Source organism: Microcoleus sp. AT9b-C3 (genome assembly GCF_036705485.1).
Classification (GTDB): Bacteria; Cyanobacteriota; Cyanobacteriia; order Cyanobacteriales; family Microcoleaceae; genus Microcoleus.
Genome location: NZ_JAUBUR010000042.1, coordinates 1 through 22,646, shown reverse-complemented (window position 1 = coordinate 22,646; position 22,646 = coordinate 1). Strand labels below are relative to the sequence as shown.

Here is a 22,646-nt window from a genome sequence, read left to right as displayed (position 1 = left end):
AATCACAGGCGAAGCAAGGAATTTTGATTAAATGTAAAAATTTTACACTTTCTATAACCCGGTTTTACCTGCCTTTATCTGGTGGCTTTTTTTGTGTTTTTTTCAGTAGATATCCTCACTGGAAAGGTTAATTAACACAGGCCGCAACATGGGTGTCAACTTAAGACTAAAATTATTTGTTTTTCTGGTTTGTATCCAAGTCTTGAGTTCCCTAAATCCCCCTTTTTAGCAGCGCTAGGGCAGTGTAGGCATAATTGTCAAACAGTATGCCGTTACTACATTTGAGCTTAAGTTGACACCAATGGGCCCTGAAATACTCCTACAATATCTTATATTTTATTTGCGCTGTCGGGCTGATTTATGGTATCTTTGTCTCCGTCTGCAATTCCCCGCACGCGGCGTACACGGCTTTCACGTTATACCAATTCAGAAAAATCCGAGCAATTTCTAGAGCTAACTGCGGCTTGCCTTGGTCAATCAACCACTGCAAAAAAGGAGTCAGAGTTCGCTCGTTCAGCATCCCACCTAATGATAAAACTCCCCACAGGATTTGGTGCAAAAAAGTCATTTGAATCATCATCCGTACTTCCAAACTTGGGTGTTTTTGATAAAACAAAACTCCCATTCTCCCGCGCTGAATTTCGCGGTCAATCATGCCAGGAATTTGCTCTAAACTAAAAGGTGGATGCCAGTGATAGCCGACAGCCTGCGGACATTTAAGGAGTTTCAAACCTAATTTTTTCAACCTAACTCCCAACTCTAAATCTTCCCATCCGTACAGTTGAAAGCGATTGTCAAAAAGTCCAGCAGCCAGCAGCCAGTGGCGGGCGATCGCCACATTTCCCGTAGCAAAATAAGCCGCCGAAAAATCCGTTATTTTGTAGGGTTCCGAAGTAGGATTGTCGAAATTGCAAGTATTAATTACGCTGCCGTAAGTAAAAACAGCATCAGTCTCTTTGTAAGCCTGTAGTAAAGCATCTGCGTGTGCTTGCAAAAAATGCTCTGTTACCACCAAATCGCTGTCAATAAAAATAATCGTATCGCCCTTAGCATCTTCAACGCCCAAATTCCGGGCCGCCGCCGGGCCCTGGTGAGATTGACAGATCGATCGCACATGAGGCAACAAGCCAGCATTTGCCTCCAACCACTCCAGCGTCCCGTCCGTCGATCCGTCGTCTACGACAATTACTTCATACTCTCTAACAATCTCACCGAACTGCTGATTTTCCAAAGCCAGTAGACATTTTGCCAAAATCGGTTTACGATTATACGTCGGAATCACAACACTAAAAAACACGGCTTTTCCCCATCGCCACAGTTACCGTATCCCACGGTAGCAGATTTTTCGCAGCAACTCCTGCGGGAAATAGCAAAGTTTAGCAAAAAAAGAATATATAAATCTGTACTATTTATGACAAGAATGGATCTCAATTAGGTGCATAATACAAAGTTGGTTAAATATCACATCTAAATTCAGGATGTAAATAGCAGTCAGTAACCCAGGTCTAAAAGATACTGGGCTTGATCGCGAGCAATTCCTGCAAGCCGTACTGACGGGCTTAAGTCTTAACTGACTACGTTTGTTGAGTCACGACACCCGGAAATGCGTAGCTAGTTTCCTGCTCTGTCATTTGCAATTAAACAGTTCTAAGGTCACTGGAACAGTGTTGCAAGTCTAAAAAGCTCTTTAAACATTGACCGACAAGCTCACTTTACTGGAATGGCAAGGCGCTCCCGGCAATACAGGGATTAGATAAGTACCATTCCTCTACTTGTCTAGCCCCGAAAGGGGTAGGCGGTTTTAACCGCTCGTGTCGTTTCCCTCTCAGGGCTAAAGCCGCTGAGTTTCCCACTTACCGAGTATTTTCATGAGTCGCGCTAAAAAAGTTGTACTAGCATATTCGGGCGGAGTCGATACCTCCGTCTGCATTCCTTACCTCAAAAACGAGTGGGGTGTTGAAGAAGTAATTACTCTGGCCGCGGATTTGGGACAGGGAGACGAATTAGAACCGATCCGCAAAAAAGCTTTAGCATCCGGTGCTTCGGAATCTTTAGTTATTGATGCTACCGAAGAATTTGTCAAAGACTATGCGTTTCCAGCGATTCAAGCTAACGCACTTTACGAAAACCGTTATCCCCTTTCAACTGCCCTCGCTCGCCCGCTGATTGCTAAATTGTTAGTAGAAGCTGCCCAAAAATACGGTGCAGATGCGATCGCCCACGGTTGCACAGGTAAAGGAAACGATCAGGTGCGGTTCGATGTGTCGATCGGCGCGCTCAACCCCAAGATTAAAATCTTAGCACCTGCGCGGGAGTGGAAAATGAGCCGCGAGGAAACGATCGCATACGGCGAGAAATGCGGCATTCCGTCGCCGGTGAAAAAGTCTTCGCCTTACAGTATCGATCGCAACTTATTGGGAATGGCAATCGAAGCCGGAATCCTCGAAGATCCTTGGGCGGAACCGCCAGAAGAGGTTTATTTGATGACAAAGGCGATCGAACAAACTCCCGACACCCCCGAATACCTAGAAATCGGTTTCGATTGCGGAAATCCTGTCAGTTTAAACGGCACAAATTTATCACCAGTCGCCTTAATTACCCAACTCAACGAAATAGTTGGAAACCACGGAGTCGGGCGGATTGACATGATTGAAAACCGCTTAGTCGGGATTAAATCGCGGGAAATTTACGAAACACCAGCGATTTTAGTTTTGATGCACGCGCACCGAGACTTAGAAAGCTTGACGCTGACAGCAGATGTAACGCGGTACAAGCGAGGCATCGAAGAAACCTACAGCCAAATGATTTACAACGGTCTTTGGTACAATCCTTTGAAAACAGCTTTAGACGCATTTATTCAGGACACGCAAAAGCGAGTAACTGGAACCGTGCGCCTCAAACTGTTCAAAGGAAATGCGACTATTGTCGGCCGCAAATCTGACAATTCTCTGTACAGTTTCGACTTAGCAACCTACGGCGCAGAGGACGAATTCGATCACAAAGCTGCCGAAGGATTTGTTTATGTTTGGGGACTACCAACCCGCATTTGGTCGGAGAAAAATAGGGGTTATAAATAGGAGCGAATTAGGTTTGAAAACCTGATGTTAAGCCGCCCAATCGAATTCCGATTAACAATTCGATGTTAACCCGCCGAATCGAATTGGCGGCTACACAAACCAAGTCCGCCTTCGTGGAATTAGAGTAGGGTGTGCACAGCACACCTTATTTGCCACAATCGCCCAACCTCTGCCAATTGCCTAAGTCATGAGTTAGTAAGATACAGTAATAATTGGTAATTGGTAACAGGTTATTATCCTAATAATTTGTTAAAGTGTCTTAACACAAATTTAGCTTTAAGGTAAGGGTTGAAACCCCTGCCGGGTTGCTGCAGGGCTGCGCCAGGATTGCTGGGTCAACGTAAAACAGCCGATCGCTAAGATTTCTGTTTTTCCACACTTCCCAAATCCAACTTAGCCCGCAACTCCTCCTTAATCCGATTTAAAATAGACTCCTCATCCAAAGAAGACAAAATCTTGCTCACCACAGCCTTTGGCCCATCATCTCCCCAAGAAGCACCATTAGCCAAATAAGCCTTAGTAACTTGACCGATACCGTAGGAAGAAACCCCCGCGATCGCAGCTTGTGTCGCCGCCACAGACAAATAAGGCCCTAAAGCCAAACCCCCCGTCGCCGGCGTCGCCAAACCCAACAATCCTTTCACAGAACTCAAACCAAAATTAGCCAACAATTCACCCGCAGTAATTCCCCCCATACTAATCGCAATCTTTTGCAGCAATTCCACCGCGCCCGCTTCCGTCATCGCAATGCCGTAAACTTTAGATAAAGTTAAGATCATCACCACATCAATTACCGCACCGCTAAGAATATCAAATACAGTAATTGGATTAAGTGCGATCGCCACCGCTTTCGTCATTACCCCGTTCCAGATAATTCGATTAGCCGCGTCATCTCGAATTTCCATTTTTCGTTGCACCAACTGCTCGTTAATATCCCCCGCACAGAGCATCGTATTCAGCGCGACCAAAGATTTGCCTTCTCGGTCTAAAATCTCCAAAATCTTTAATTTTAAATCTTGCACTTGTGGCAAACTGCGAGTCATTTGCACGCCCATACTTCCGTCGGGACGGCGCACCGCCCTCGCCGTCAAAGGCGAAGCCGCCGCCATCACAATTTCATCGGGAGACAACAATTCTCTTACGCGATCGTCTCGAATTTTATGATAAATTGCCAGCCTGTCTGCATCAGGATACTGGTCAATTTTATTAAACACTAATAACATCGGTTTTCCGGCTTCCCGCAACTGCGAAAGTGCTGCGTATTCCACCTTCGTAATGTCGCCAGCAACTACAAACAAAATCAAATCTGCTTGTTGAGCAACGCGGCGGGCTAAAAGTTCGCGAGTTTCGCCGTCAACTTCATCTATTCCCGGAGTGTCGATTAATTCAACTTGCGACAAACGGTAAATAACTGGCGAAAGTCGTAGCGTAGCGGGGCGTAAGCCATCGGGCAAATTCTCATCAATTCCCTCTCCGACATCCCACTGGCCGATAGTCGTCGTGCGAGTTACGCCGTGAGTCGGGCCAGTTTCAAACACATTTTGACCTAGCAGCGCGTTCAAAACCGAAGATTTTCCCCTTCCCACCATCCCAAACACAGCTATTTGCACGCAAGCGCGCTCTAGCTTGTCGAGCATTTTCTCCAATCCGCCAATTTCCGGTTCCAGTCCAGTTCGCTCTTGAACTGTCAAGTCGAGATTTTCTACTATATCTCGCAGAGCATCTTTAGCGTGGCGCAGGTTGAGTTCTGCCTGAATGTCTGCGAAGCTTAAAATTGTGTCATCTAATTCGCGATCGACATTTGAAAAATCCGAGGCTTCAGTCATTGTTACCTGATGTTATAGCTTTGCTTCACTTAAAGTTTCAACCGATACCATGCCATTCTAGCTTTTTCCGTCTGCTTTGTACATTAGGGCTACGGCAATGGTGTGTTTAGAATCCGGGTAGGGACACAGCAATGCTGTGTCCTAATCCTGGTAAGGACACAGCAATGCTGTGTCCCTACAGATGTCATGTAAAACCTGTTTAATTTACAACAATGATTAACCGCCTCCAAATAATAGCCAGTTATCCATTTCCTTTACGTGTGATAATTTTCCTCTTCATCTTGCTAGCAATTTGGCTGCCGCTAGCAGCACCAATTTATCTGTTAGTTAAAGATAGTAACCTAGCAACTATTCTGACAATGGGATTGTTGTTTGCTGAGTTTCTGTTCCTAGTGCCGCGCTGGGGAAAACAGGTTTACGGACAAACCCAATTACTCAATAGTTACGGTTTAATCAATACGCGAAAAAATGGTTTTGAGCTTTTAATCGGATTGGCGATCGGGCTTTTGCTCACTTTCAGCTTATTTGCGGTGCAAGGGCTGTTCGGCTTAGTCGCGTGGCAAAATTCTGATAATTTGCCGAGAATCATCGCAGAAGGGCTGTTAAGCGCCCTTGGAGTCGGTTTTGCGGAGGAGTTGGTATTCCGTGGTTGGTTGCTGGACGAGTTGCAGCGGGATTACAATTATAAAATATCCCTGTGGGCGAATAGCCTGGTGTTTGCCCTATCTCATTTTATCAAACCTGTCGCGGCCATGCTGCAGAGTTGGCCGCAGTTTCCGGGGTTGTTGTTGCTTGGTTTGATACTGGTTTGGGCAAAAAGATCGCGCCAAAATCGCCTCGGTTTGTCGATCGGGCTTCATGCAGGTTTAGTCTGGGGATATTACATAATTAACATCGGGCAGTTAGTGCGATATTCGGCATTTGTTCCCGAGTGGGTGACAGGAGTTAACGGCAATCCGCTAGCTGGGGCCGTGGGGCTGTTGTTTTTGAGTGTATTGGCCTTGGGAATGCGAAAAATGTCCCAACAGTCCAAAGGTTTGGAGTAAGGACGAAGAGTCCTTATTTCCCACAAGTTTCAGGACTAAAGTCCTCACTACCATCCAACTTATTCACAAATTTGTAAACTTATGAAAATCAGCATCTTTGGCACTGCTATACTGTTAACTTCTACAGGTTTGCTAGCTCCGGCAAATGCACAAACTACCGCTCAACTCAAGCCCCATAATTCTTTAGTTCAAGTGCAGCCAGCGCGAGAACAAATTCTCAATGCTTGCGTGCAGAATCAGGCTGAAACCCTGCCGAATCCTTTTAGCGATGTACCTTCCAATCACTGGGCTTACAAAGCTGTTTTGACAATGTATTATTGCGGGGCTTACCGAGAAGGGACGCCACCTGCTTTAATTAAAGAATCACTGGAATCGGGAGATCCTACTAGAGAAAGTTTGCCTTCCCCATTACGTTTTCACACTTTCCCATCACAGCAATTCCCGATAATTAATTAAACAATTAGTGGAAGCGGGATATCCTACTAAAGGAAGTTTTTATTCCCGATTACCTTTTCCGCATTTCCCATTACCAAGATTTTAAAACTGGGCCCGAACCGTAAACGAATAATCGCCACCTGGTTCTAATTGATAATCCCATTTCTCCAGGAAGCGGTGCAGGGGTTCCTGAATCAATGCCCTACCCTGAGAAGGCTCAAGTATCAGCGTTTTTTCTGACGTGAAACGCCACTGAAACTGCCACTCAAAATTGCCGGCAGTCACTTCGCCCTCAATCGTGCCTTTTTGCCAAGATTGACCAGTAACCCGGACATATGCAGTTGTTTCGGGCAAACGTCTCGAACTCACCTTTTTGTTTCCGCGTTTGTTTCTGCAATTGTGCGACTATTGTAAAGGCTCATGGCTTTTTCTACTCCTTGGTGCAGACTTAGTTCCACAGCTTCTACAACCAGTTTAAGCACTTTTTCTACTAACTGACTTTCCTCTGAGGAAAACTTTCCTAACACGAAGGAAATCGTATCTTTCTCATTTTTAGCAGCATCGTTTTGAGGTTTGCCGATGCCAATCCGCAAACGGGGAAATTTGTCTGTGCCCAAATGAGAAATTGTCGATTTCATGCCGTTGTGTCCGCCGGCGGAACCAGCAAGCCGCATTCTCAATTTCCCGATCGGCAAATCCATATCATCGTATACTATTAATACCGACTCCGCAGGTATTTTGTACCAATCCGCCGCCGCTCGAATCGCTTGACCGGAGAGATTCATGTAAGTAAGCGGTTTCAGCAAGCGGATTTTCTGTCCCCGCGGCCGGTTTCCCTCGCCAAATATGCCTTGAAATTTGCGATTTTCCGACAGCGAAATCTGCCAAGATTTAGCCAAGGCATCGACAGCATTAAAGCCTATGTTGTGTCGGGTGCGATCGTATTTAGGTTCGGGATTTCCCAACCCAACAATTAGCTGGGGAATCACTAACTCCGCTGGTGTTTCCGACTTCTGAGTGTTGTTCATTTAACTGTCTGTGCTATCTTCCTTGGGAGTAGCCGCCGTGAGTTTTTCAGTTGCCGATTTGCTGCTAGTTGCTACTGCTTCTTCTAACTGCTTAGCTTCCCGCGTGAACTCCGACTCAAAATCCCGCGAAGCATCTTGAAAGCCGCGAATTGCCTTCCCCATACTCCGGCCGATTTCAGGTAATTTTTTCGGGCCAAATACCAATAGGGCGATCGTAAAAATAACTGCCATTTCGGGCAAACCAATGCCAAAAATATTCATGGTTTTTCTCCAGCAATTTGTTTAGTTACTTCTTGTTTATTTATGGCAAAAGTAATCGGGAAGGGTAAGGAAAAACGGGAAAACTTAGCTTTTACCCTTTCTCCTCAACCCTCAGCTTTTACTTTTAGCCTTACTGTTTTGCGCTCAATTTTTAGCGGCCGAGACTCGACCAATCCATATCCACACTCTCCAGAATCAGAGAAGAGTTGTAGATTTGCAAAATAATCAACAAGAACACGAAAAACAGTCCAATGAAAACGCTCATCAACAGCGTGGTGCCCCAACCCGGAGCGACCTTGCCGTACTCTGAGTTAAGGGGTTTGAGTATATCTCCTAACCAAGTCCGTTGTGCCATAAGTCACCTACAATGAATCTCTACAGAGAAGTTTGACATATTTTCACCGCTAATTGCGATCGCAATTTCTCAGAAATGCTGCAGGGGGACTCGGAAAATGGGGAGTGGGGGTTGGCTACCATACCGTACAGCGCCTAAAATCACTAGAGTTTCAGACGGATTGTTATTTTTTGTAATATTATAGAGTGGAGCACTCATAATCGATCAAAAATATGGAACCTGCAGCAGTTCTAGGCATTTCACTGGGCGTGTGTCTGGTGGCAATCACCGGATTCTCGATCTACACCGCTTTCGGTCCCCCTTCTAAGGAATTGAGAGATCCTTTTGAAGAACACGAAGACTAAAGAAGAAGGAAGGCACAACACGGATTCGGACACGGATACACGGATGAATTTAAGTGTGTTTCCAGATATCTCCTATTCTCTGTCTCTCCCTCTCTCCCTGGTAGATATTCTTCTAGGGGTGGGAAGGGAGTGATGCGGCGGGGCGATCGCCTGTCGCCTACTCGTCAATGGTATATTTTTCAGAAATACAGTAAATCTCTATTCCATTTAAGCTAAAAATTATTAAGTTTTAGGGAAAAGCATAATGGGCAATACCTTTGGGCATTTATTTCGGATATCGACATTTGGGGAATCTCACGGCGGCGGTGTGGGAGTAGTAATTGACGGTTGCCCGCCCCTGGTGTCGATCGACGCATCGGAAATTCAAGCCGAACTCGATCGCCGCCGCCCCGGCCAAAGCAAAATTACCACACCTCGCAAAGAAGCAGATACCTGCGAAATTCTCTCAGGGGTGTTTGAAGGCAAAACTTTGGGAACGCCGATCGCAATTTTAGTCCGCAATCAAGACACTCGCCCCCAAGATTACGGCGAAATGGCGACAACTTACCGCCCTTCTCACGCTGACGCTACCTACGATGCTAAGTACGGAATTCGTAACTGGCAAGGCGGAGGTCGAAGTTCGGCGAGGGAGACAATAGGTAGAGTAGCAGCAGGGGCGATCGCTAAAAAAATTCTCTCTCAAGCAGCAGGAGTCGAAATAGTCGGCTACGTCAAACGCATCAAAGACTTAGAATGTGTCGCCGACCCGGACACTGTTACCTTAGAACAAGTAGAAAGCAACATCGTCCGCTGTCCAGATGCCGAATGTGCCGAAAGAATGATTGAACTGATCGAAAAAGTTCGCGACAGTGGAGATTCGATCGGCGGTGTAGTCGAATGCGTCGCCCGCAATGTACCCAAAGGGCTGGGAATGCCCGTATTCGACAAACTCGAAGCCGACTTGGCAAAAGCCATCATGTCCTTGCCCGCCAGCAAAGGCTTTGAAATTGGTTCCGGGTTTGCCGGGACTCTGCTCAAGGGCAGCGAACATAATGATGAATACTATACTGATGATAAGGGTGTAATTCGTACAGTGACGAATCGCTCTGGCGGAATTCAGGGTGGGATTGCTAACGGCGAAAATATCGTTTTGCGGGCGGCATTCAAGCCAACTGCGACAATTCGCCAGCAGCAGCGTACAGTTACCCGAGAGGGCGAAGAAACCCTGCTGGCTGCCAAAGGACGGCACGATCCTTGCGTTTTGCCAAGAGCTGTGCCAATGGTCGAAGCAATGGTAGCTTTAGTGTTGTGCGACCATCTACTGCGCCATCACGGACAATGTGGAACCTTAAAGCCTGAATTTTAAAATGGAAATCAGCTTGTCCTCTGTAGCGGCAACTCCCGTTGATTGCCCTCAACCCTCCGAATCAATAAAAGGTATAGATGATTTTGTAGTACAGTTCTGGGGCGTGCGGGGCAGTGTTCCGACACCCGGACAGGAAACTGTTCGCTACGGCGGCAATACTTCTTGTTTGGAAATGCGAGTCGCTGGCAAACGCTTGATTTTTGATGGCGGAACAGGCTTGCGGATGCTGGGAGACCAGTTGGTGCAAGAAATGCCCGTGCAAGCTTATATGTTTTTTACTCACTATCACTGGGATCACATTCAAGGTTTCCCGCTGTTCGCCCCAGCTTTCATCCGCGGCAATAGCTTTGATATTTACGGGGCGACTCCGCCGGATGGAGATTGCATGAAAAGGCACTTTGTCGAACGGGTGTTGCACTCGAATTCGCCGGTGCCGCTGATGGGTTTGCAGGCAGATTTGAATTTCTACGAACTCCATCACAACCAGACGATGATGCTGGACGATATTGAGATTAGGACGGGTTCTCTGAATCACCCCAATACTGCGATGGGCTATCGAGTGACTTGGCAGGGACGATCTGTTGTTTACTGTTCGGATACCGAACATTTTCCCGATCGCCTAGATGAGAATGTCTACAATTTAGCCCTCGACGCTGACGTGCTGATTTACGATGCGATGTACACAGACGAGGAATATCACAACCCCAAGTCTCCGAAGGTGGGTTGGGGACACTCGACTTGGCAGGAAGCGGTGAGAATGGCTAAGGAAGCGCGGGTGAAACGAGTGGTGATTTTTCACCACGATCCGGCTCATACTGACGATTTTCTCGATCGCATCGCCGAAGACGTGCAAATTGCTTTTCCGAAGGCTGTCATGGCACGCGAGGGTCTGATTTTGCCGATCGGCTTCTGAACATTCGCCCTGGTGAGATCGATCGAACCATAATTGTTATGTGAATATGTGGATCTGGCGGCGAAACCAGCTCCACAATTTTTTTTTAAGGCGCAGCAAACTCTTAACTGCATGGTATAATTCTTGCTTGTTAAGTTTTTAGGCAGAGTATTTAAGGTTTTTTTTATTCTTCAACCGCGTCCGCAAGACGCCAAGACGTAAGATAATTGGAGAATTGCCAAGGGTGAAAAGGAGCAAGACTTAAGTGCCAAATAGTTCGCTAAAAATATCCATAGTTAATCGTGGAGGAGAAGTTTTGTGTTTGCCGTCAAGCGAGCGCTCAAATTGAATAACCGGGAAGCGACCTTGATGGCAAAACACGCAGGATTTCGGCGGGTAGTGTTTAACATGGGGTTGAGCTTGCGGACTCAAATGTATAGCGGGGGACAATTCACAGACTCAAAGGTACTTAACGAAGTCAAAAAAGTTCTCACCAACTACGTCAAGAAACAGCCTGAATTCGGTTGGATGAATCAATTATCTAGTCGAGTTTATCAAAATGCTTTGATTGACTTGAAAGATGCTTTTAGTCGGTATCGCTCTGGAAAGGCAGGTCATCCAAGATTTGCTAGCCGCCGAGACGGTCAATCTTTTACAGTTGATTCATCTAACGGCAAAGTTTTACTAAGCGCTGGTAAAACCATTAAGATTCCTACCTTGGGGACTTTTCGACTCTACGAAGCCCTAGAATGCGGTTATGTGTCTCAAACTTTTACGATTTCAAAAGAAGGAAGTCGTTGGTTTGTTTCCTTTTTCGTTGATGCCGAACGTTTGCCAGTTCAACAATCTGAAAGCTCTGTAGGAATCGATGTAGGCATTAATTCTTTTGCCACGCTGTCAACTCAGCAGGTCTTTGATGCGCCGAAGCCGTTAAAACAAGCGAAAACCAAGCTTGCCACCTTGCAACGCCAAGCATCAAAACAGGTAAGAGGCTCCCAAAATCAGCGCAAAACCTACCATAAAATCCGTCGGCTCCATGCACGGATAGCTCGTATTCGCTTAGGCTTTCTTCAGAAGGTAACAACTTATTTAGCCCAAACCTTTAAGCTAATTAAGATTGAAAACTTGAAGGTTCAAGGAATGATGGCGAACCACAAGCTGTCCGGGGCAATATCTGACTTAGGTTTTTACGAGTTCAAACGTCAACTCGATTATAAGTGCAAAATGTATGGGGCAAATTTAGTGCTGGTAGACCAATGGTTCCCCAGCACTAAAACCTGTTCTAATTGTGGCACTAAAAAAGATATGCCACTAAGCATTCGGACTTTACACTTTCCCGCTTGTGGCATATCTTTAGATCGTGATTTCAACGCCAGCATCAACATTTTAAACTGGGAACCCTCGGCTTGAGGGGGATAGCCTACTTATCTTGGGATTAGCCGTCTACCCAACAGCGTAGGAAGTAAACTCCGAATTGTGTCTAAAGATGGCTTTAGATAAGTTTAGATAAGTTTTACAAAGCAGACTGTTTTGAATGTCAACAAACACGGGGAGGCGAGGCGATCGCACGCCTGAGTGCTAGTCTGATGCCAGTAGACTTCCAGAAGCCTTGTTACAGATTAATTATTAAGGACAAAAACTGAAGTTATAGCTCGGCTCAAATAAAAGCGCGATCGGTTTTTTCTGCTCATGAATATTGACAACTCTCAAAAGCTAATAGCTTTTAGGTAGAAACTGAGAAAATTTTCAGCAGTCAATTGGACTAACCAAAAAGAAACGATGGCTCTTGGGTTTGGCAGGAGCTGCGGCAAGCGAATGTTATGACTTGACTATCAAAATGGGAAATTTACGTTTTAGATCTTCAGCACATCAATACAGATGGATTGCCCTAGGCAGTTTTGCTGTAATTATGGGTATTTCAGGCGCCCTGGCTTACCGCCTCGCCCCGCCCCCCGGATTCATGGCTCAAGGCACTCTCTCTTCTAATAATCCGCCAGTCAAATTTTCGAGTACGGGCACGACAATTCTCAAGCAGGGAGAGCAACTCACCCCAGAGGTTCTGCTGGCAGATAATGTTGTCAAAGCAGTGGCAGATGCAGTTAAGCTGTCGCCCCAGCAAGTTCGACAAAATGCTAGTGTCAAGATTTCTAAGCCGGAACAACCCCTAGAGATTGTTGTTGGGTATCGCTCGCTCGATCAGGAGCAAGCAATCCAAACGGTGGATATGTTGATGAAGGGCATGGTGGAAAAAAGCCGCCTGATTAACAGATATCGGTGGCAATCAGTCAATCAGTCGCTCAACCAACGCTTGGCACAAGTCACTCAAGACCTAAAACAAGCTCAGCAAAAACTCGACCAATACGAAAGAGAACGCGCTCGCCTGTTGCAGCAAATGAAGCTTCAGCAAGACTTTTACAACAAAACTCAGCTTGCAATGGCGGATACGCAAGCTTCGGAAAAAGAAATGGTTAGCAGTTTGGCCGCCGCTACAGTGCCGCAAATTGTGGCGACGCCCACGAGCGATCCAACAGTGCCTCTGATTTTGGGAATTGGCTTGCTGTTGGCGATTTTGGTCAGCCGCGGTTTGATTCCTTCGGTGGCAGATTGGAGGTACAAAGCAGCTTTTCAGCGAGAAGAGAGCGAAAGACTCCAAAGTGCTTTGTACCGACTGATCAAAGAAGGCCGCGGCGAAATAACTCTGGTGCGGTTTGCGATGGAAACGCGGCTGTCGCCGGATGTGGCTCAGCGTTTTTTGAACCAACAAGCTGAAGTTTTTAATGCCAATTGCGAAATTAAAGACGACGGCAGCATCTTGTATCACTTCCACATTTAAAGGGCTGCGAGCGATCGCGCTTTACAGAATAATTTAGCCGATCAAGTCATCAGTGCTCGATCGGCTTGTTTTTTTCTGTGGAGGACTTATATCAGGTTCGGTCGATCGACTCTCCCCCTCTAGGTAGGCGCGGGTTTACAGAATCTACAATTTAATATTATCACTACAGATTTTGGTCAACCCGGCGACGCAAGCTGGCGTTGCGGTAATTTGACCCGACATGATATTACGCTCAACTCGGTTTCTTAGCTTGTAGGATGCCCCGGAGCTAAAAATTGCTCGACCGACAGAGGTCTTGACTAACGTAGAGCACCCGAAGATTGTGCCAGTTCCTCCCTGACTGGCTCAAAAATATTTTTTGTGTTCTGCTTGCTTTTTGCTTAAATATATGTATAATGATAAAAATCAGTAAATATACGGTTGCTTTTTACCTAAGTTACCGGATTGAGGGGTAATTTATCCTTAAATATTTCTTAAGGGAGAAGTCAACTCAGTAGAAATGCGGTAGTCTTGATGTGTAGCGGATTCAGCGAGATTATGTAGTTTCACATCAGAAACTCGATCGGGCAAAAGCCTGGAATCAAACTCTCCAACTGATAGCTTACATTTTCATATTGAACTTTTGTAATCACCTAGAGGCTAAATCATGATTTTTGGAATAATTGGTTCTTCTTTGGTAGCTTACTTTTTGCTAATGTCGATAGCTAATTACGGCGACACGGGAATGTAAATTAGTTAAGGCACTTATGCAGCGAGACAGAAGGCAGCAGGCAACAAAAAAGAGTTTGACAACTTCGATTAAGTCTGTGCTTGAATTGTGTCTGTGGTGTCCGCTCTGATCGAAAAATGGATGGATGAAGGAGTCGTTAAGTACCACTGCGACTGGGAAAAAGCAGACCCTGTAGCTGCCCAGACCATAGCTGATTTGATGGACTGGCGCGATCGGCTACACTCTTGGGGATTAATTGGCGTCTACGAAAATGGCATAGGGTTTGGCAACGTCAGCGTCAGACTCGGCAATTCTTGCCAATTCGTGATTTCGGGAACCCAGACTGCCCACTTGAGAACTCTGGGACCAGAATCATACTGTACTGTTACCGAATTTAACTTAGAACAAAATTACCTCGGCTGCCGGGGCCCCGTACAAGCTTCGTCGGAGTCCCTGACGCACGGGGCCCTGTACCTTCACAGAGATGATGTGGGCGGGATAATTCACGTCCATAATCCTCAGCTATGGCGGCAACTGCTGTTTAAGATTCCTACTACGAGAAAAGAAATACCTTACGGCACTCCCCAGATGGCCTTAGAAATGTTTAGACTTTTGGAGGAGGAGAATTTGGCAGAGCGCAAAATTCTGGCGATGGCCGATCACGAGGACGGCATTATCTGTTTTGGCAGCACCGTGGACGAAGCTGGCAAAGTGCTTTCGGCTGTGATTAATGAGATTGGAGTTGACGGTTGATCTCTCGAACGATCGATCCATCGCCTAGGTTGTGGCAAAGATCGAGCATCAAACTCTCGCAACCAACTCAAAAATTGCCAAGTGCCTCTTGCCTCTGTGGTAATGGAAAGATATTCTAAATAGCAGATATATACTATATTAAATCGTAAAAGCTGAGAGTCATCGTCAGTAACCTAGCCCTAAAGGGACTGAGCTTGGTCGCTAGTGATGGAGCAAGCTGTACTGACGGGCCTAAGACTTTAAAGGTCTACGTTATTGGGGTCACGACACCGGAGAATGCGACGCTAGTTTTCCGCTCTGTCGCTTGTAGTTAAACAGCCTTAAGGTCACGCTCGGCAGTGCTGCAAGCTTAACAAGCTCTTATAACTTTGGTGAAGCGAACATTACCCCGAAAGGGAGCCGGAGACAACCATATCTCCACAGAGGGGTACCTATACCCCTCTACCGCCGCAAGGGGAAAGCGGATTCAAGGCGGTGGTCACGCTTGCCCTTCGGCTTCGCTCAGGAGAAACTCCGTCGAATGTATTGAAACCGCCCGTGTCGTTTACCTCTCAGGGCTAAAGCCTCTGAGTTTCCCACTTACGGAGCATTTTTATGAATCAAACTAAACTTGTAAGCTCAAAAGAATTGCAATCAGAGGTATCTCGTCTCACCGAAGAGCTGCAAATGCGCGACCAATTGGTGCAGCAGTTGTCTCAAGAACTTTTCAGGCTGGTGAAGGGCAATTCTAATTTTGTGCCGACACCGGAAGTTTCCGATCGCCACCAAGCTCAAATGCAGGCAATGCGGGAACAACTCCAAGCTGTTGAAGAACAGGTGGGTTTTTATCAGGAACAAATCGCCGAGCGGGATGCTGAGGTTTACCAACTGCGGCAGTCGGTACAAGAATTGACGGATCGCTCTCGGATGCTGGAACAGGTGGTTCAGGAATTGCCGGGGGTTTACCGCCAGAAGTTTGCCGAGCGAATCGAGCCAATTAAGGAAAAATTGGATCAACTGCAAAAAGAAAATCGCCAGTTGCACACAGAGTTGCAAAGCGTCACTTACCGTCTCGCTGTGCGGAGCCGCAAGGCTAAGGGCTTGGATCTGCCGAGCGTCGATGAAACGGACGATCGAGGAATTCAAATGCCGAGCTTTGGCAATGTCTAAGGTTTTGATTGTGGCGGGTGGTGAGACAGATCCGGCCGCAAGTCTCAAGGCAGCTATCGCTCAATCTCATCCTTTAACTGAAGTCAATATCTGTGGGGTTTCTGAACTCAATTCTGGCGCGATCGCTTCGGATGGGGCGATCGTTTGTCCTTTGACGCTAAATGTGCCAGAAAATCTGGTTTTTCCGGCTCAAGAGGTGTTTCGATTTTGTAGCAATGTTTCGGCGGCGCGCGATCGCGTGGCTCAGGAGTTGCTTTTTCCCGTCGGCGATGGCAATTTTTGGCTGCCTGTGGTGTGGACGGCAAAGGGGCCACTGTATGCTGAGGCGATCGGTGGGGAACCTGACAAGCAGTCGGGCGAGTTGAGTTACTCTCAACCGGTGCATTTTTCGGATGTTTGGCGACAGCAGTTGTATGAGTTGGCTTACCGCTTGCTGAATCTTTTAAATGCGCCGCCGGCGACTTATTTGATGCAGTTCGGGTTTGTAGGGGAAAGGATTTGTTTCGATCGACTTTGGCCTTTTCCGGCTGCACCTGCGATCGCTTCTGTCGGCGTTCAAGTGCCGGATTTATTTGTTTGTCATTGGTATTGCTTGACAAATAAGCCTATTTATGATATTCAAATTAACTCTGCGGTTGCTTGAAGTCTCTTGGAAACTTGAGATTTAAACTGGGCAGCTAATTTTAATCAAGCAACTAAAGCCGGAGTTTCAGTGGAGATAACTTGCTCGAAACTGTCGAAGATTTCAAAGAGTTGGTCGAGTTGAGTAATTTCAAATATTAGCCTGACTGTTGCTGAGAGGTTGCAGATGACGAGGCGGCATCCCCGGTGGCGGGCGGAGTTGAGTCCGCCGACTAAGGCGCAGATCCCGGAACTGTCGATGAAATCTACGGCGGCCATGTCTATTACCCAGAGTTTGTGGCGATCGGGCACAATCTCGGCTAGCTGTTGCTGCAGGAGGCTGCCGGCTTGGGAGTCGAGGCAGTTGTGAGGTTGAAGGACGATGGGTGGGTTGAAGTTGGGAGATTCCATAGCAGTTATCCTACGATCGTAAAGTATGAATAAGTTAGTTTAGTTGCTGACTCTCTTGAGAGACTCAGGGAATTTCAGCGTATGTTTTAGGATGGGCGATCGCCCTTGTGGGAATCGGGGGCGAGAGCCGTTGTGATAAATTTAGTAGGAAACTAGCTAGCGATCGCGCGGAACGCAACCGCAACAATTCTCTATTCCTCTAGTATGCCTGAAAGGCTAATTTTTAGTTAGCCCAGCGATCGCGACAACAGTGTGTTCTTCATCACAGCGAAAGATTGCACTATTGGCTGAATCGAGCCAATATATAAATGTATTGAGCTTTGCAAAAGTTTACGAAGGCAGTATCGAATGTCTTTTGAGTTTTTATCGTTAGAGACTATTCAGCAGTTTGCGCGTGATTACGGCTACTGGGCAGTGTTTCTGGGAATTTTGCTGGAAAATCTGGGAGTTCCTCTTCCAGGCGAGACTATTACGATAGCTGGCGGGTTTTTAGCTGGCAGCGGGGAACTGAATTACTGGTTTGTACTCGGCAGTGCGATCGCCGGTGCTACATTGGGGGGGAATTTTGGTTATGCGATCGGCAGGTACGGCGGCTGGCCACTGCTGCTGAAGCTGGGACAATTTTTCCGCTTTCGAGAAGAACAACTGTTTGACTTAAAAGAACAGTTTAGCAAAAATGCAGCTAAAGCCGTATTTTTGGGTCGTTTCATCGCACTGCTGCGAATTTTTGCTAGCCCCCTAGCGGGTATTGCAGAAATGCCTTTTTGGAAATTTTCGCTGTTCAATGTTCTGGGTGCTGCAAGCTGGGCATCTGTAATGGTAAGTTTATCCTACTTCTTGGGACAAGTTGTGTCTTTAGAGAAATTGGTAGCTTGGGCTGCTCAATTTGCGGTATTTGCTTTGCTGTTAGCAGTTGCTTGGATTGCAATTCCTATTTGGTTGGAGTCGCGGAGTTTGGACAAGACTAAGTAGGGTTGGAAGGCGTTCCCCAAAAACTCAATATTCTTGTGGAACGGGCATCTTGCCCGTTCTTCAGAATAGTGAAATATATGAAAATCACATTTTGCACCAATGTCAGCAACGGGCTAGAAGCCCGTTCCACAAACAATAAACTTTATTCTGAGTTGGACTTCGACACCATACATTTATAAAGAGGTCGAAATCATGGGATACACTACAACATTTGACGGAATATTTCATTTAAACAAACGGTTATTAGACAGCGAATCTATTTACTTATTGGAGTTTTCTCGAACTAGACGAATGAAGCGAAATCCGGCGATTTTGCAGAGTATTCCCGATCCAGCGAGAGAAGCAGTTGGTTTACCTGTGGGCGAAGAAGGCTGCTATTTTGTGAATGAAAAATGGGATAAAGATTCCGAGGTTTCTGTTGTTAATTACAACCGCCCGCCCAAGACTCAGCCCGGTTTGTGGTGTCAGTGGATTCCGACTGCTGACGGCGGGGGGATTCAGTGGAGCGGCGCAGAAAAGTTTTATGATTATGTGGAATGGTTGCAGTATATTATCAACAATTTTATCGAACCTTGGGGTTATGTTTTGAGAGGCGAGGTGAATTGGCAAGGGGAAAGAGAAGAGGATGTGGGTATGATTTGGGTTGAGAATAATGTGATTATTTCACCAGAGGGTGCAGAGGAATTGTTGAGGTATGCGGTGTCGCCGGTATCCGTACCAAAGGTGGTTTGGGATTGTTTGCAAGCGGTGGAAGCGACGGGGAAGCCTCTGACACATTGGCATGGGATAATCGATCGCGCTGTGGAGTTGGGACACGGGGAAGCGGCGCTGTGGATTAAGCCTAATATGGATAAGTATTTAGATGGTTGGGACAGGGGTTTTGAGTTTGAGGGGAAGGTAATTAAAATCACAGATAGCGAGCTTTAAACGGTTGTTTCGATCGCGGATGATCCGGTTATAATGTGAGTACGATCGCACGAGGATGTAGTATGACGGCATCAACAGAAATTCGCGAAGAAGTAATTGAGAGTAAGCCACAGGCTTATTATACTCCTGAAGAGTATTTAAAGCTGGAAGAGGCGGCAGAATTTAGAAGTGAATACCACGATGGCGAGATAATTCCTATGACAGGCGGAACACCGAATCACAATCAGATTGCTCTGAATTTTGGCGGGGCAATCAATTTTGCTACGATAGGAAAACCATATCGAGTAAATGTAAACGATTTGCGTTTATGGATACCATCGAAGCGGGTTTATACTTATCCTGATGTCATGCTGGTGGGGGGAAAATTGGAGTTTGCTGAGGGTAGGAAAGATACCATTACTAATGCGGTGATGGTGGCTGAGGTTTTATCGAAATCGACAGCAAGTTACGATCGTGGTGACAAATTTAAACTTTTTCGTTCTATTCCTAGTTTTCGAGAGTATGTTTTGATCGATCAATACGAGATGCACGTCGAACAGTTTTGCAAGACGGATGATAATAAGTGGGTTTTGTCTGAGTATGATGGTGCTGATGCGGTTCTGATGTTGAGTTCGGTGCAGTTTGAGATGCGGTTAGGTGATATTTACGATCGTGTGGATTTTGAGTCTGAGTCTGAGGAGTGAGGAATGGGGAAAGCGCGATCGGGCTTTTGGCTGCACTCAGTTAATTTGAGAATAACCAACAGGACATTGTAGATTGCTCGTAGAGTTGTTAACGACTGGTGCTCCTGGAAGCTTTTTTGAGGGTTGATGGCTTTGACAAAGTATACTTGAGGTAGTTTGTTCACCACCAGCGCTTTTAACTAAATAAACTATACCTGTATAATTTCTCAATCCATCTATCTTTGGCAAAGCGATTGATTGAACAAAACGCTTATTGTTGCTCAAAACAATCCTATAGGAGTAATTTTCTGTCTCTGATTTTAGACCTAGAATTCCTCCTTTTTGAAATTCTTCTAAGGTAGATGCGAAACGTCCTTGTTCAGCGTAAAAAGCTTGTTGTCCTCGATTCATAGAGCTAACATACTGTTTTGCCTCTGCCTGTTTCGCCTTGTTTGCTTGAGCTTGAATATCTTGATTATTAATGACTGTAACATTTGCAGGCAATGTCGTTTGTTCAGATATTTTATTAAAAACCGTTGCATTGGAACTAAAAGATGTAGGTCGAGATTTTTTGATATCATAGAATTCTAAGCGCAACTTACCGTCAGCCGTGAAATCAAAAATTGTATTTGTGGCAATTTGACCTCCTACTAATAGATCCAGATACTTGGGTTGACGAGTTACGTCAGTACGATACTCAAATTCAATAGCTGAAGTAGATGTCTGCAAAATAAATAACTTCCCTTCCGGTGTAAAAATTAATGTTAAAAGGCGACCTGAAATTTCCCCTTGCCATTGACCTATCAATTTTTTAGAAACAGAATTTTGAGGGATAGCAGTAGCTACAGAATTTGAGAAAATTTGAGGGGCGAGCAAATTCCAGAATCCCCAGCCATCTAGCACTAATAATGCTGTCGAACTAGCACCAATTAAGCTCCCTTTCAACAGTGAAAAATTAGACTTTTTTTGAGGGGGAGTCATATTTTTTGGGAAGTGAGTATTTACAGCTAGGAAGCTAGTTATTAGATAACTATTGAGCAGTCATATTCACAGTATAGTTTGTATTGCCTCCTTTTTCTTGAACCACAAGAATATAGTCATCAGCACCTAAGCTTCTTTTAATTGTTCCGGTTGAATTGCTATAAGCCGAAGCGCTGTCCACCTGTTCTCCAGAATCTATAACTCCATTACCATTTGTATCAACATAAAGCCACATTCCAACTTCATTAGTTACTTGATCTAAGGAAATGCTGACATTGCTGGTACTCTTTAATGTAAATCGGTAATATTTTTGGCGATTTTTGCGATTTAAAGAACCCGTCTCACTAAAGCTTTTACTAGCGGGCAATTCTCCCACCTTAACGGCATCATTGGTGTTGTTAATAATCTGAAAAGTGTAGTTAGTATTGCCACCTTTAAATAGAACGGTAGCAATATAGCTGTCTGCTCCTAACATTTTACTAATTGTTCCGGTTGAATTGCTATAAGCCGAAGCACTATCTATTTGTTCTCCAGAATCTATGACTTTATTACCATTCGTGTCAACATAGAGCAAGATTCCAACTTCGTTAGTTACATTATCCAAGTAAAGACTGACATTGCTTGGCGTGTCTATACTAAAATAGTAGTATTTTTGATTATCTTTTGAAGTAAGCCGATCGCTAAAAATGCGGCTTTCTTTTAAAATACCAATATTAGGATCGCTGGATTTGGTGGGTTCTACAGGTTTTTGCTCAATCTCAGGTGTTTTCGTTGGCGATGGCGAAACTGGCGCTGGAGTCTCCGGCGCTGGAGAAGGAGTGGATGTTGGTGATGAAACAGGAATAGGATCTTGTTTAATAGGCTCAGGTGAAGGCGAAGAGCTAAATGTTGTGGTCGGTGGAGTTGGAATGACAGGTCTAGGTTCTGGTGGATTTGAACATTTCAAAATACCAAATTTACATAGAACACTATCTCCAAACAGCCAAGTTCCTATATTCGCTACATTTTCGGCCGCAACTAAACCGCCTGCAATACCTCCCAAAACTATAGCAATCCCTATTCTTCTTGTAGGTGCGCTAGAACCTCCACTGCTGCCACTACCACCGCTACCAGTTCCACTGTTGCCACTACCACCGCTACTGCTACCACCGCTACCACCAGATGACATTAATAATTTCCTCTTCTACTAAGAATTGTTTTTCAGTCACATTGCTTTCTAATAACTAGCCTGATGTTGTTGAGAACGATATCAAGCTAGTAGCGTTATTTTTTGCCTAGTTCCACCTAATCATCTTTTATATTCAGATCCTTAACGAAGAAGCTATCAAATAAATTATTGCCAAAAACCAATCCTGTTAACGCCCAACTTCCATCGGTATAGCGCGAGAATGTCGCTTCCCCCGGCCCCGAAAAGTTTTGCTCACTTATTGTACCAAGCATGTTTGTTTTGACAATTAAATTTGATACCTGTAATGTAGCTACAGCAGTATTATCGGGATTTTCCCGAACTCCTGCTATCTCAATTGTTCCACTTCGGGAAGCTTTCCATTTATTAACTATTTTTTCGGCTTTTTTTGTAGAAAGTGACTTATCTTGTTTAATCAAGTCACAGCCCGTAGTTAAAGTAGACAAGACTCCTACACTACCAATGTAAGATAAGGTAATTAAACTGAATGTTAGCAAATTTTTACTTAACATGAAGCTTCCTGTTAATTAATTATCAGCAATATTGGACAGAGGCTGGGATATTCTATGAGACTCCAACACAAACACTGTTTCTGTTGATTACATTCCATATTATCAAATCCACATCTGTCTTAAGAAGCAAAAAAGTAATATAAAAGTATCTTAAAAGTAGTATAAAAGTAATAATCCAAGAGGAATTACGCAACTGACAGAATTAGTAGGGTGCGTCAGTTGGGAAAACCCTAATTTTTCGTACTATAGTCATTTCAAATAAATGTGAGACAAATGCAAGATGATGTAAAATGAAGAAAAATGGTTAACTCGGAGCTGAAA

The 22,646-nt window shown here is 45.3% G+C and carries 24 protein-coding genes; 14 read left to right on the top strand and 10 right to left on the bottom strand.

Features of this window, described 5'->3' with window-relative positions; genetic code table 11:
* Positions 1-358: 358 nt before the first annotated feature.
* Positions 359-1,297: a glycosyltransferase gene (locus QUB77_RS26890; protein ID WP_333179327.1), complete on the bottom strand. Its 939-nt coding sequence runs from the start codon at positions 1,295-1,297 to the stop codon at positions 359-361.
* 571 nt (positions 1,298-1,868) lie between these two features.
* On the opposite strand from QUB77_RS26890, the gene QUB77_RS26885 reads away from it, so the two are divergent.
* Entirely contained in the window at positions 1,869-3,077 is a 1,209-nt protein-coding gene (locus QUB77_RS26885) for an argininosuccinate synthase (RefSeq protein WP_333179324.1), read from the top strand.
* A gap of 356 nt (positions 3,078-3,433) precedes the next feature.
* Here QUB77_RS26885 and QUB77_RS26880 read toward each other — a convergent pair whose 3' ends face one another.
* Entirely contained in the window at positions 3,434-4,903 is a 1,470-nt protein-coding gene (locus QUB77_RS26880) for a GTP-binding protein (RefSeq protein WP_333179321.1), read from the bottom strand.
* A gap of 212 nt (positions 4,904-5,115) precedes the next feature.
* Between QUB77_RS26880 and QUB77_RS26875 the strand changes: the two genes are divergently transcribed.
* Both QUB77_RS26875 and QUB77_RS26870 read left to right on the top strand, forming a co-directional pair.
* Positions 5,116-5,949: a type II CAAX endopeptidase family protein gene (locus QUB77_RS26875; protein ID WP_333179318.1), complete on the top strand. Its 834-nt coding sequence runs from the start codon at positions 5,116-5,118 to the stop codon at positions 5,947-5,949.
* Between the two features lie 81 nt (positions 5,950-6,030).
* Complete coding sequence (locus QUB77_RS26870) at positions 6,031-6,405, top strand: S-layer protein (RefSeq protein WP_333179315.1); 375 nt, start codon at positions 6,031-6,033, stop codon at positions 6,403-6,405.
* Positions 6,406-6,486: 81 nt separating this feature from the next.
* Here QUB77_RS26870 and QUB77_RS26865 read toward each other — a convergent pair whose 3' ends face one another.
* The 4 genes from QUB77_RS26865 to psbH form a co-directional block, all read right to left on the bottom strand.
* Entirely contained in the window at positions 6,487-6,753 is a 267-nt protein-coding gene (locus QUB77_RS26865; RefSeq protein ID WP_006633689.1) for a DUF3146 family protein, read from the bottom strand.
* Positions 6,750-7,412: an aminoacyl-tRNA hydrolase gene (gene pth / locus QUB77_RS26860; RefSeq protein WP_333152462.1), complete on the bottom strand. Its 663-nt coding sequence runs from the start codon at positions 7,410-7,412 to the stop codon at positions 6,750-6,752. Before pth ends, QUB77_RS26865 begins: the two co-directional genes overlap by 4 nt.
* Complete coding sequence (locus QUB77_RS26855) at positions 7,413-7,673, bottom strand: TatA/E family twin arginine-targeting protein translocase (protein ID WP_333179312.1); 261 nt, start codon at positions 7,671-7,673, stop codon at positions 7,413-7,415. It abuts the gene before it with no gap.
* Positions 7,674-7,824: 151 nt separating this feature from the next.
* Positions 7,825-8,028, bottom strand: coding sequence for a photosystem II reaction center phosphoprotein PsbH (gene psbH / locus QUB77_RS26850; RefSeq protein WP_015176007.1), 204 nt, complete (start codon positions 8,026-8,028; stop codon positions 7,825-7,827).
* 212 nt (positions 8,029-8,240) lie between these two features.
* Here psbH and psbN point away from each other — a divergent pair, with 212 nt between their 5' ends.
* The 8 genes from psbN (at position 8,241) to QUB77_RS26810 (ending at position 16,696) form a co-directional block, all read left to right on the top strand.
* The gene (gene psbN, locus QUB77_RS26845; RefSeq protein ID WP_006633693.1) at positions 8,241-8,372 is read left to right on the top strand and encodes a photosystem II reaction center protein PsbN; all 132 of its coding nucleotides are present in this window, start codon (positions 8,241-8,243) and stop codon (positions 8,370-8,372) included.
* Between the two features lie 244 nt (positions 8,373-8,616).
* Entirely contained in the window at positions 8,617-9,717 is a 1,101-nt protein-coding gene (gene aroC, locus QUB77_RS26840) for a chorismate synthase (RefSeq protein ID WP_333179309.1), read from the top strand.
* 1 nt (position 9,718) lies between these two features.
* Entirely contained in the window at positions 9,719-10,630 is a 912-nt protein-coding gene (locus tag QUB77_RS26835) for an MBL fold metallo-hydrolase (protein WP_006633695.1), read from the top strand.
* A 297-nt stretch (positions 10,631-10,927) separates the two neighbouring features.
* Positions 10,928-12,019, top strand: coding sequence for a transposase (locus QUB77_RS26830; RefSeq protein ID WP_333179306.1), 1,092 nt, complete (start codon positions 10,928-10,930; stop codon positions 12,017-12,019).
* 499 nt (positions 12,020-12,518) lie between these two features.
* Positions 12,519-13,442, top strand: a complete 924-nt coding sequence (locus tag QUB77_RS26825; RefSeq protein ID WP_333179302.1) for a hypothetical protein — start codon at positions 12,519-12,521, stop codon at positions 13,440-13,442.
* An 850-nt stretch (positions 13,443-14,292) separates the two neighbouring features.
* Entirely contained in the window at positions 14,293-14,904 is a 612-nt protein-coding gene (locus tag QUB77_RS26820) for a class II aldolase/adducin family protein (protein ID WP_333179300.1), read from the top strand.
* A 594-nt stretch (positions 14,905-15,498) separates the two neighbouring features.
* Entirely contained in the window at positions 15,499-16,053 is a 555-nt protein-coding gene (locus QUB77_RS26815; protein ID WP_333179298.1) for an Npun_F5560 family protein, read from the top strand.
* Entirely contained in the window at positions 16,046-16,696 is a 651-nt protein-coding gene (locus tag QUB77_RS26810) for a hypothetical protein (protein ID WP_333179296.1), read from the top strand. Before QUB77_RS26815 ends, QUB77_RS26810 begins: the two co-directional genes overlap by 8 nt.
* Positions 16,697-16,740: 44 nt before the next feature.
* On the opposite strand, the gene QUB77_RS26805 is transcribed toward QUB77_RS26810, so the two are convergent.
* On the bottom strand, positions 16,741-17,085 hold the full coding sequence (locus QUB77_RS26805; protein ID WP_333179294.1) for an STAS domain-containing protein: 345 nt from the start codon (positions 17,083-17,085) through the stop codon (positions 16,741-16,743).
* Positions 17,086-17,433: 348 nt separating this feature from the next.
* Between QUB77_RS26805 and QUB77_RS26800 the strand changes: the two genes are divergently transcribed.
* From QUB77_RS26800 to QUB77_RS26790, 3 genes are all read left to right on the top strand, one after another.
* Entirely contained in the window at positions 17,434-18,057 is a 624-nt protein-coding gene (locus QUB77_RS26800) for a DedA family protein (protein WP_333179291.1), read from the top strand.
* 192 nt (positions 18,058-18,249) lie between these two features.
* Positions 18,250-18,984: a hypothetical protein gene (locus QUB77_RS26795; RefSeq protein WP_333179288.1), complete on the top strand. Its 735-nt coding sequence runs from the start codon at positions 18,250-18,252 to the stop codon at positions 18,982-18,984.
* A gap of 62 nt (positions 18,985-19,046) precedes the next feature.
* Positions 19,047-19,667 (top strand): Uma2 family endonuclease, encoded by a 621-nt coding sequence (locus QUB77_RS26790; RefSeq protein WP_333179286.1) that lies wholly within the window; start codon positions 19,047-19,049, stop codon positions 19,665-19,667.
* A 36-nt stretch (positions 19,668-19,703) separates the two neighbouring features.
* Here the strand turns inward: QUB77_RS26790 and QUB77_RS26785 are convergent, their stop codons facing one another.
* From QUB77_RS26785 to QUB77_RS26775, 3 genes are all read right to left on the bottom strand, one after another.
* The gene (locus QUB77_RS26785) at positions 19,704-20,627 is read right to left on the bottom strand and encodes a type IV pilin-like G/H family protein (RefSeq protein WP_333179284.1); all 924 of its coding nucleotides are present in this window, start codon (positions 20,625-20,627) and stop codon (positions 19,704-19,706) included.
* Positions 20,628-20,676: 49 nt separating this feature from the next.
* Positions 20,677-21,795: a hypothetical protein gene (locus tag QUB77_RS26780; protein ID WP_333179282.1), complete on the bottom strand. Its 1,119-nt coding sequence runs from the start codon at positions 21,793-21,795 to the stop codon at positions 20,677-20,679.
* Between the two features lie 116 nt (positions 21,796-21,911).
* Entirely contained in the window at positions 21,912-22,325 is a 414-nt protein-coding gene (locus QUB77_RS26775) for a hypothetical protein (protein ID WP_333179278.1), read from the bottom strand.
* Positions 22,326-22,646 lie beyond the last annotated feature (321 nt).

Excerpts from the sequence above, each read along its gene's own strand:
- psbH (WP_015176007.1), bottom strand. The coding sequence starts at position 8,028 with ATGGCACAACGGACTTGGTTAGGAGATATACTCAAACCCCTTAACTCA.
- pth (WP_333152462.1), bottom strand. The coding sequence starts at position 7,412 with ATGAACAACACTCAGAAGTCGGAAACACCAGCGGAGTTAGTGATTCCC.
- QUB77_RS26780 (WP_333179282.1), bottom strand. The coding sequence starts at position 21,795 with ATGTCATCTGGTGGTAGCGGTGGTAGCAGTAGCGGTGGTAGTGGCAAC.
- QUB77_RS26815 (WP_333179298.1), top strand. The coding sequence starts at position 15,499 with ATGAATCAAACTAAACTTGTAAGCTCAAAAGAATTGCAATCAGAGGTA.
- QUB77_RS26885 (WP_333179324.1), top strand. The coding sequence starts at position 1,869 with ATGAGTCGCGCTAAAAAAGTTGTACTAGCATATTCGGGCGGAGTCGAT.
- QUB77_RS26835 (WP_006633695.1), top strand. The coding sequence starts at position 9,719 with ATGGAAATCAGCTTGTCCTCTGTAGCGGCAACTCCCGTTGATTGCCCT.
- psbN (WP_006633693.1), top strand. The coding sequence starts at position 8,241 with ATGGAACCTGCAGCAGTTCTAGGCATTTCACTGGGCGTGTGTCTGGTG.
- QUB77_RS26800 (WP_333179291.1), top strand. The coding sequence starts at position 17,434 with ATGTCTTTTGAGTTTTTATCGTTAGAGACTATTCAGCAGTTTGCGCGT.
- QUB77_RS26820 (WP_333179300.1), top strand. The coding sequence starts at position 14,293 with ATGGATGAAGGAGTCGTTAAGTACCACTGCGACTGGGAAAAAGCAGAC.
- QUB77_RS26775 (WP_333179278.1), bottom strand. The coding sequence starts at position 22,325 with ATGTTAAGTAAAAATTTGCTAACATTCAGTTTAATTACCTTATCTTAC.
- QUB77_RS26825 (WP_333179302.1), top strand. The coding sequence starts at position 12,519 with ATGGGTATTTCAGGCGCCCTGGCTTACCGCCTCGCCCCGCCCCCCGGA.
- QUB77_RS26880 (WP_333179321.1), bottom strand. The coding sequence starts at position 4,903 with ATGACTGAAGCCTCGGATTTTTCAAATGTCGATCGCGAATTAGATGAC.
- QUB77_RS26875 (WP_333179318.1), top strand. The coding sequence starts at position 5,116 with ATGATTAACCGCCTCCAAATAATAGCCAGTTATCCATTTCCTTTACGT.
- aroC (WP_333179309.1), top strand. The coding sequence starts at position 8,617 with ATGGGCAATACCTTTGGGCATTTATTTCGGATATCGACATTTGGGGAA.
- QUB77_RS26870 (WP_333179315.1), top strand. The coding sequence starts at position 6,031 with ATGAAAATCAGCATCTTTGGCACTGCTATACTGTTAACTTCTACAGGT.
- QUB77_RS26855 (WP_333179312.1), bottom strand. The coding sequence starts at position 7,673 with ATGAATATTTTTGGCATTGGTTTGCCCGAAATGGCAGTTATTTTTACG.
- QUB77_RS26810 (WP_333179296.1), top strand. The coding sequence starts at position 16,046 with ATGTCTAAGGTTTTGATTGTGGCGGGTGGTGAGACAGATCCGGCCGCA.
- QUB77_RS26795 (WP_333179288.1), top strand. The coding sequence starts at position 18,250 with ATGGGATACACTACAACATTTGACGGAATATTTCATTTAAACAAACGG.
- QUB77_RS26790 (WP_333179286.1), top strand. The coding sequence starts at position 19,047 with ATGACGGCATCAACAGAAATTCGCGAAGAAGTAATTGAGAGTAAGCCA.
- QUB77_RS26805 (WP_333179294.1), bottom strand. The coding sequence starts at position 17,085 with ATGGAATCTCCCAACTTCAACCCACCCATCGTCCTTCAACCTCACAAC.
- QUB77_RS26785 (WP_333179284.1), bottom strand. The coding sequence starts at position 20,627 with ATGACTCCCCCTCAAAAAAAGTCTAATTTTTCACTGTTGAAAGGGAGC.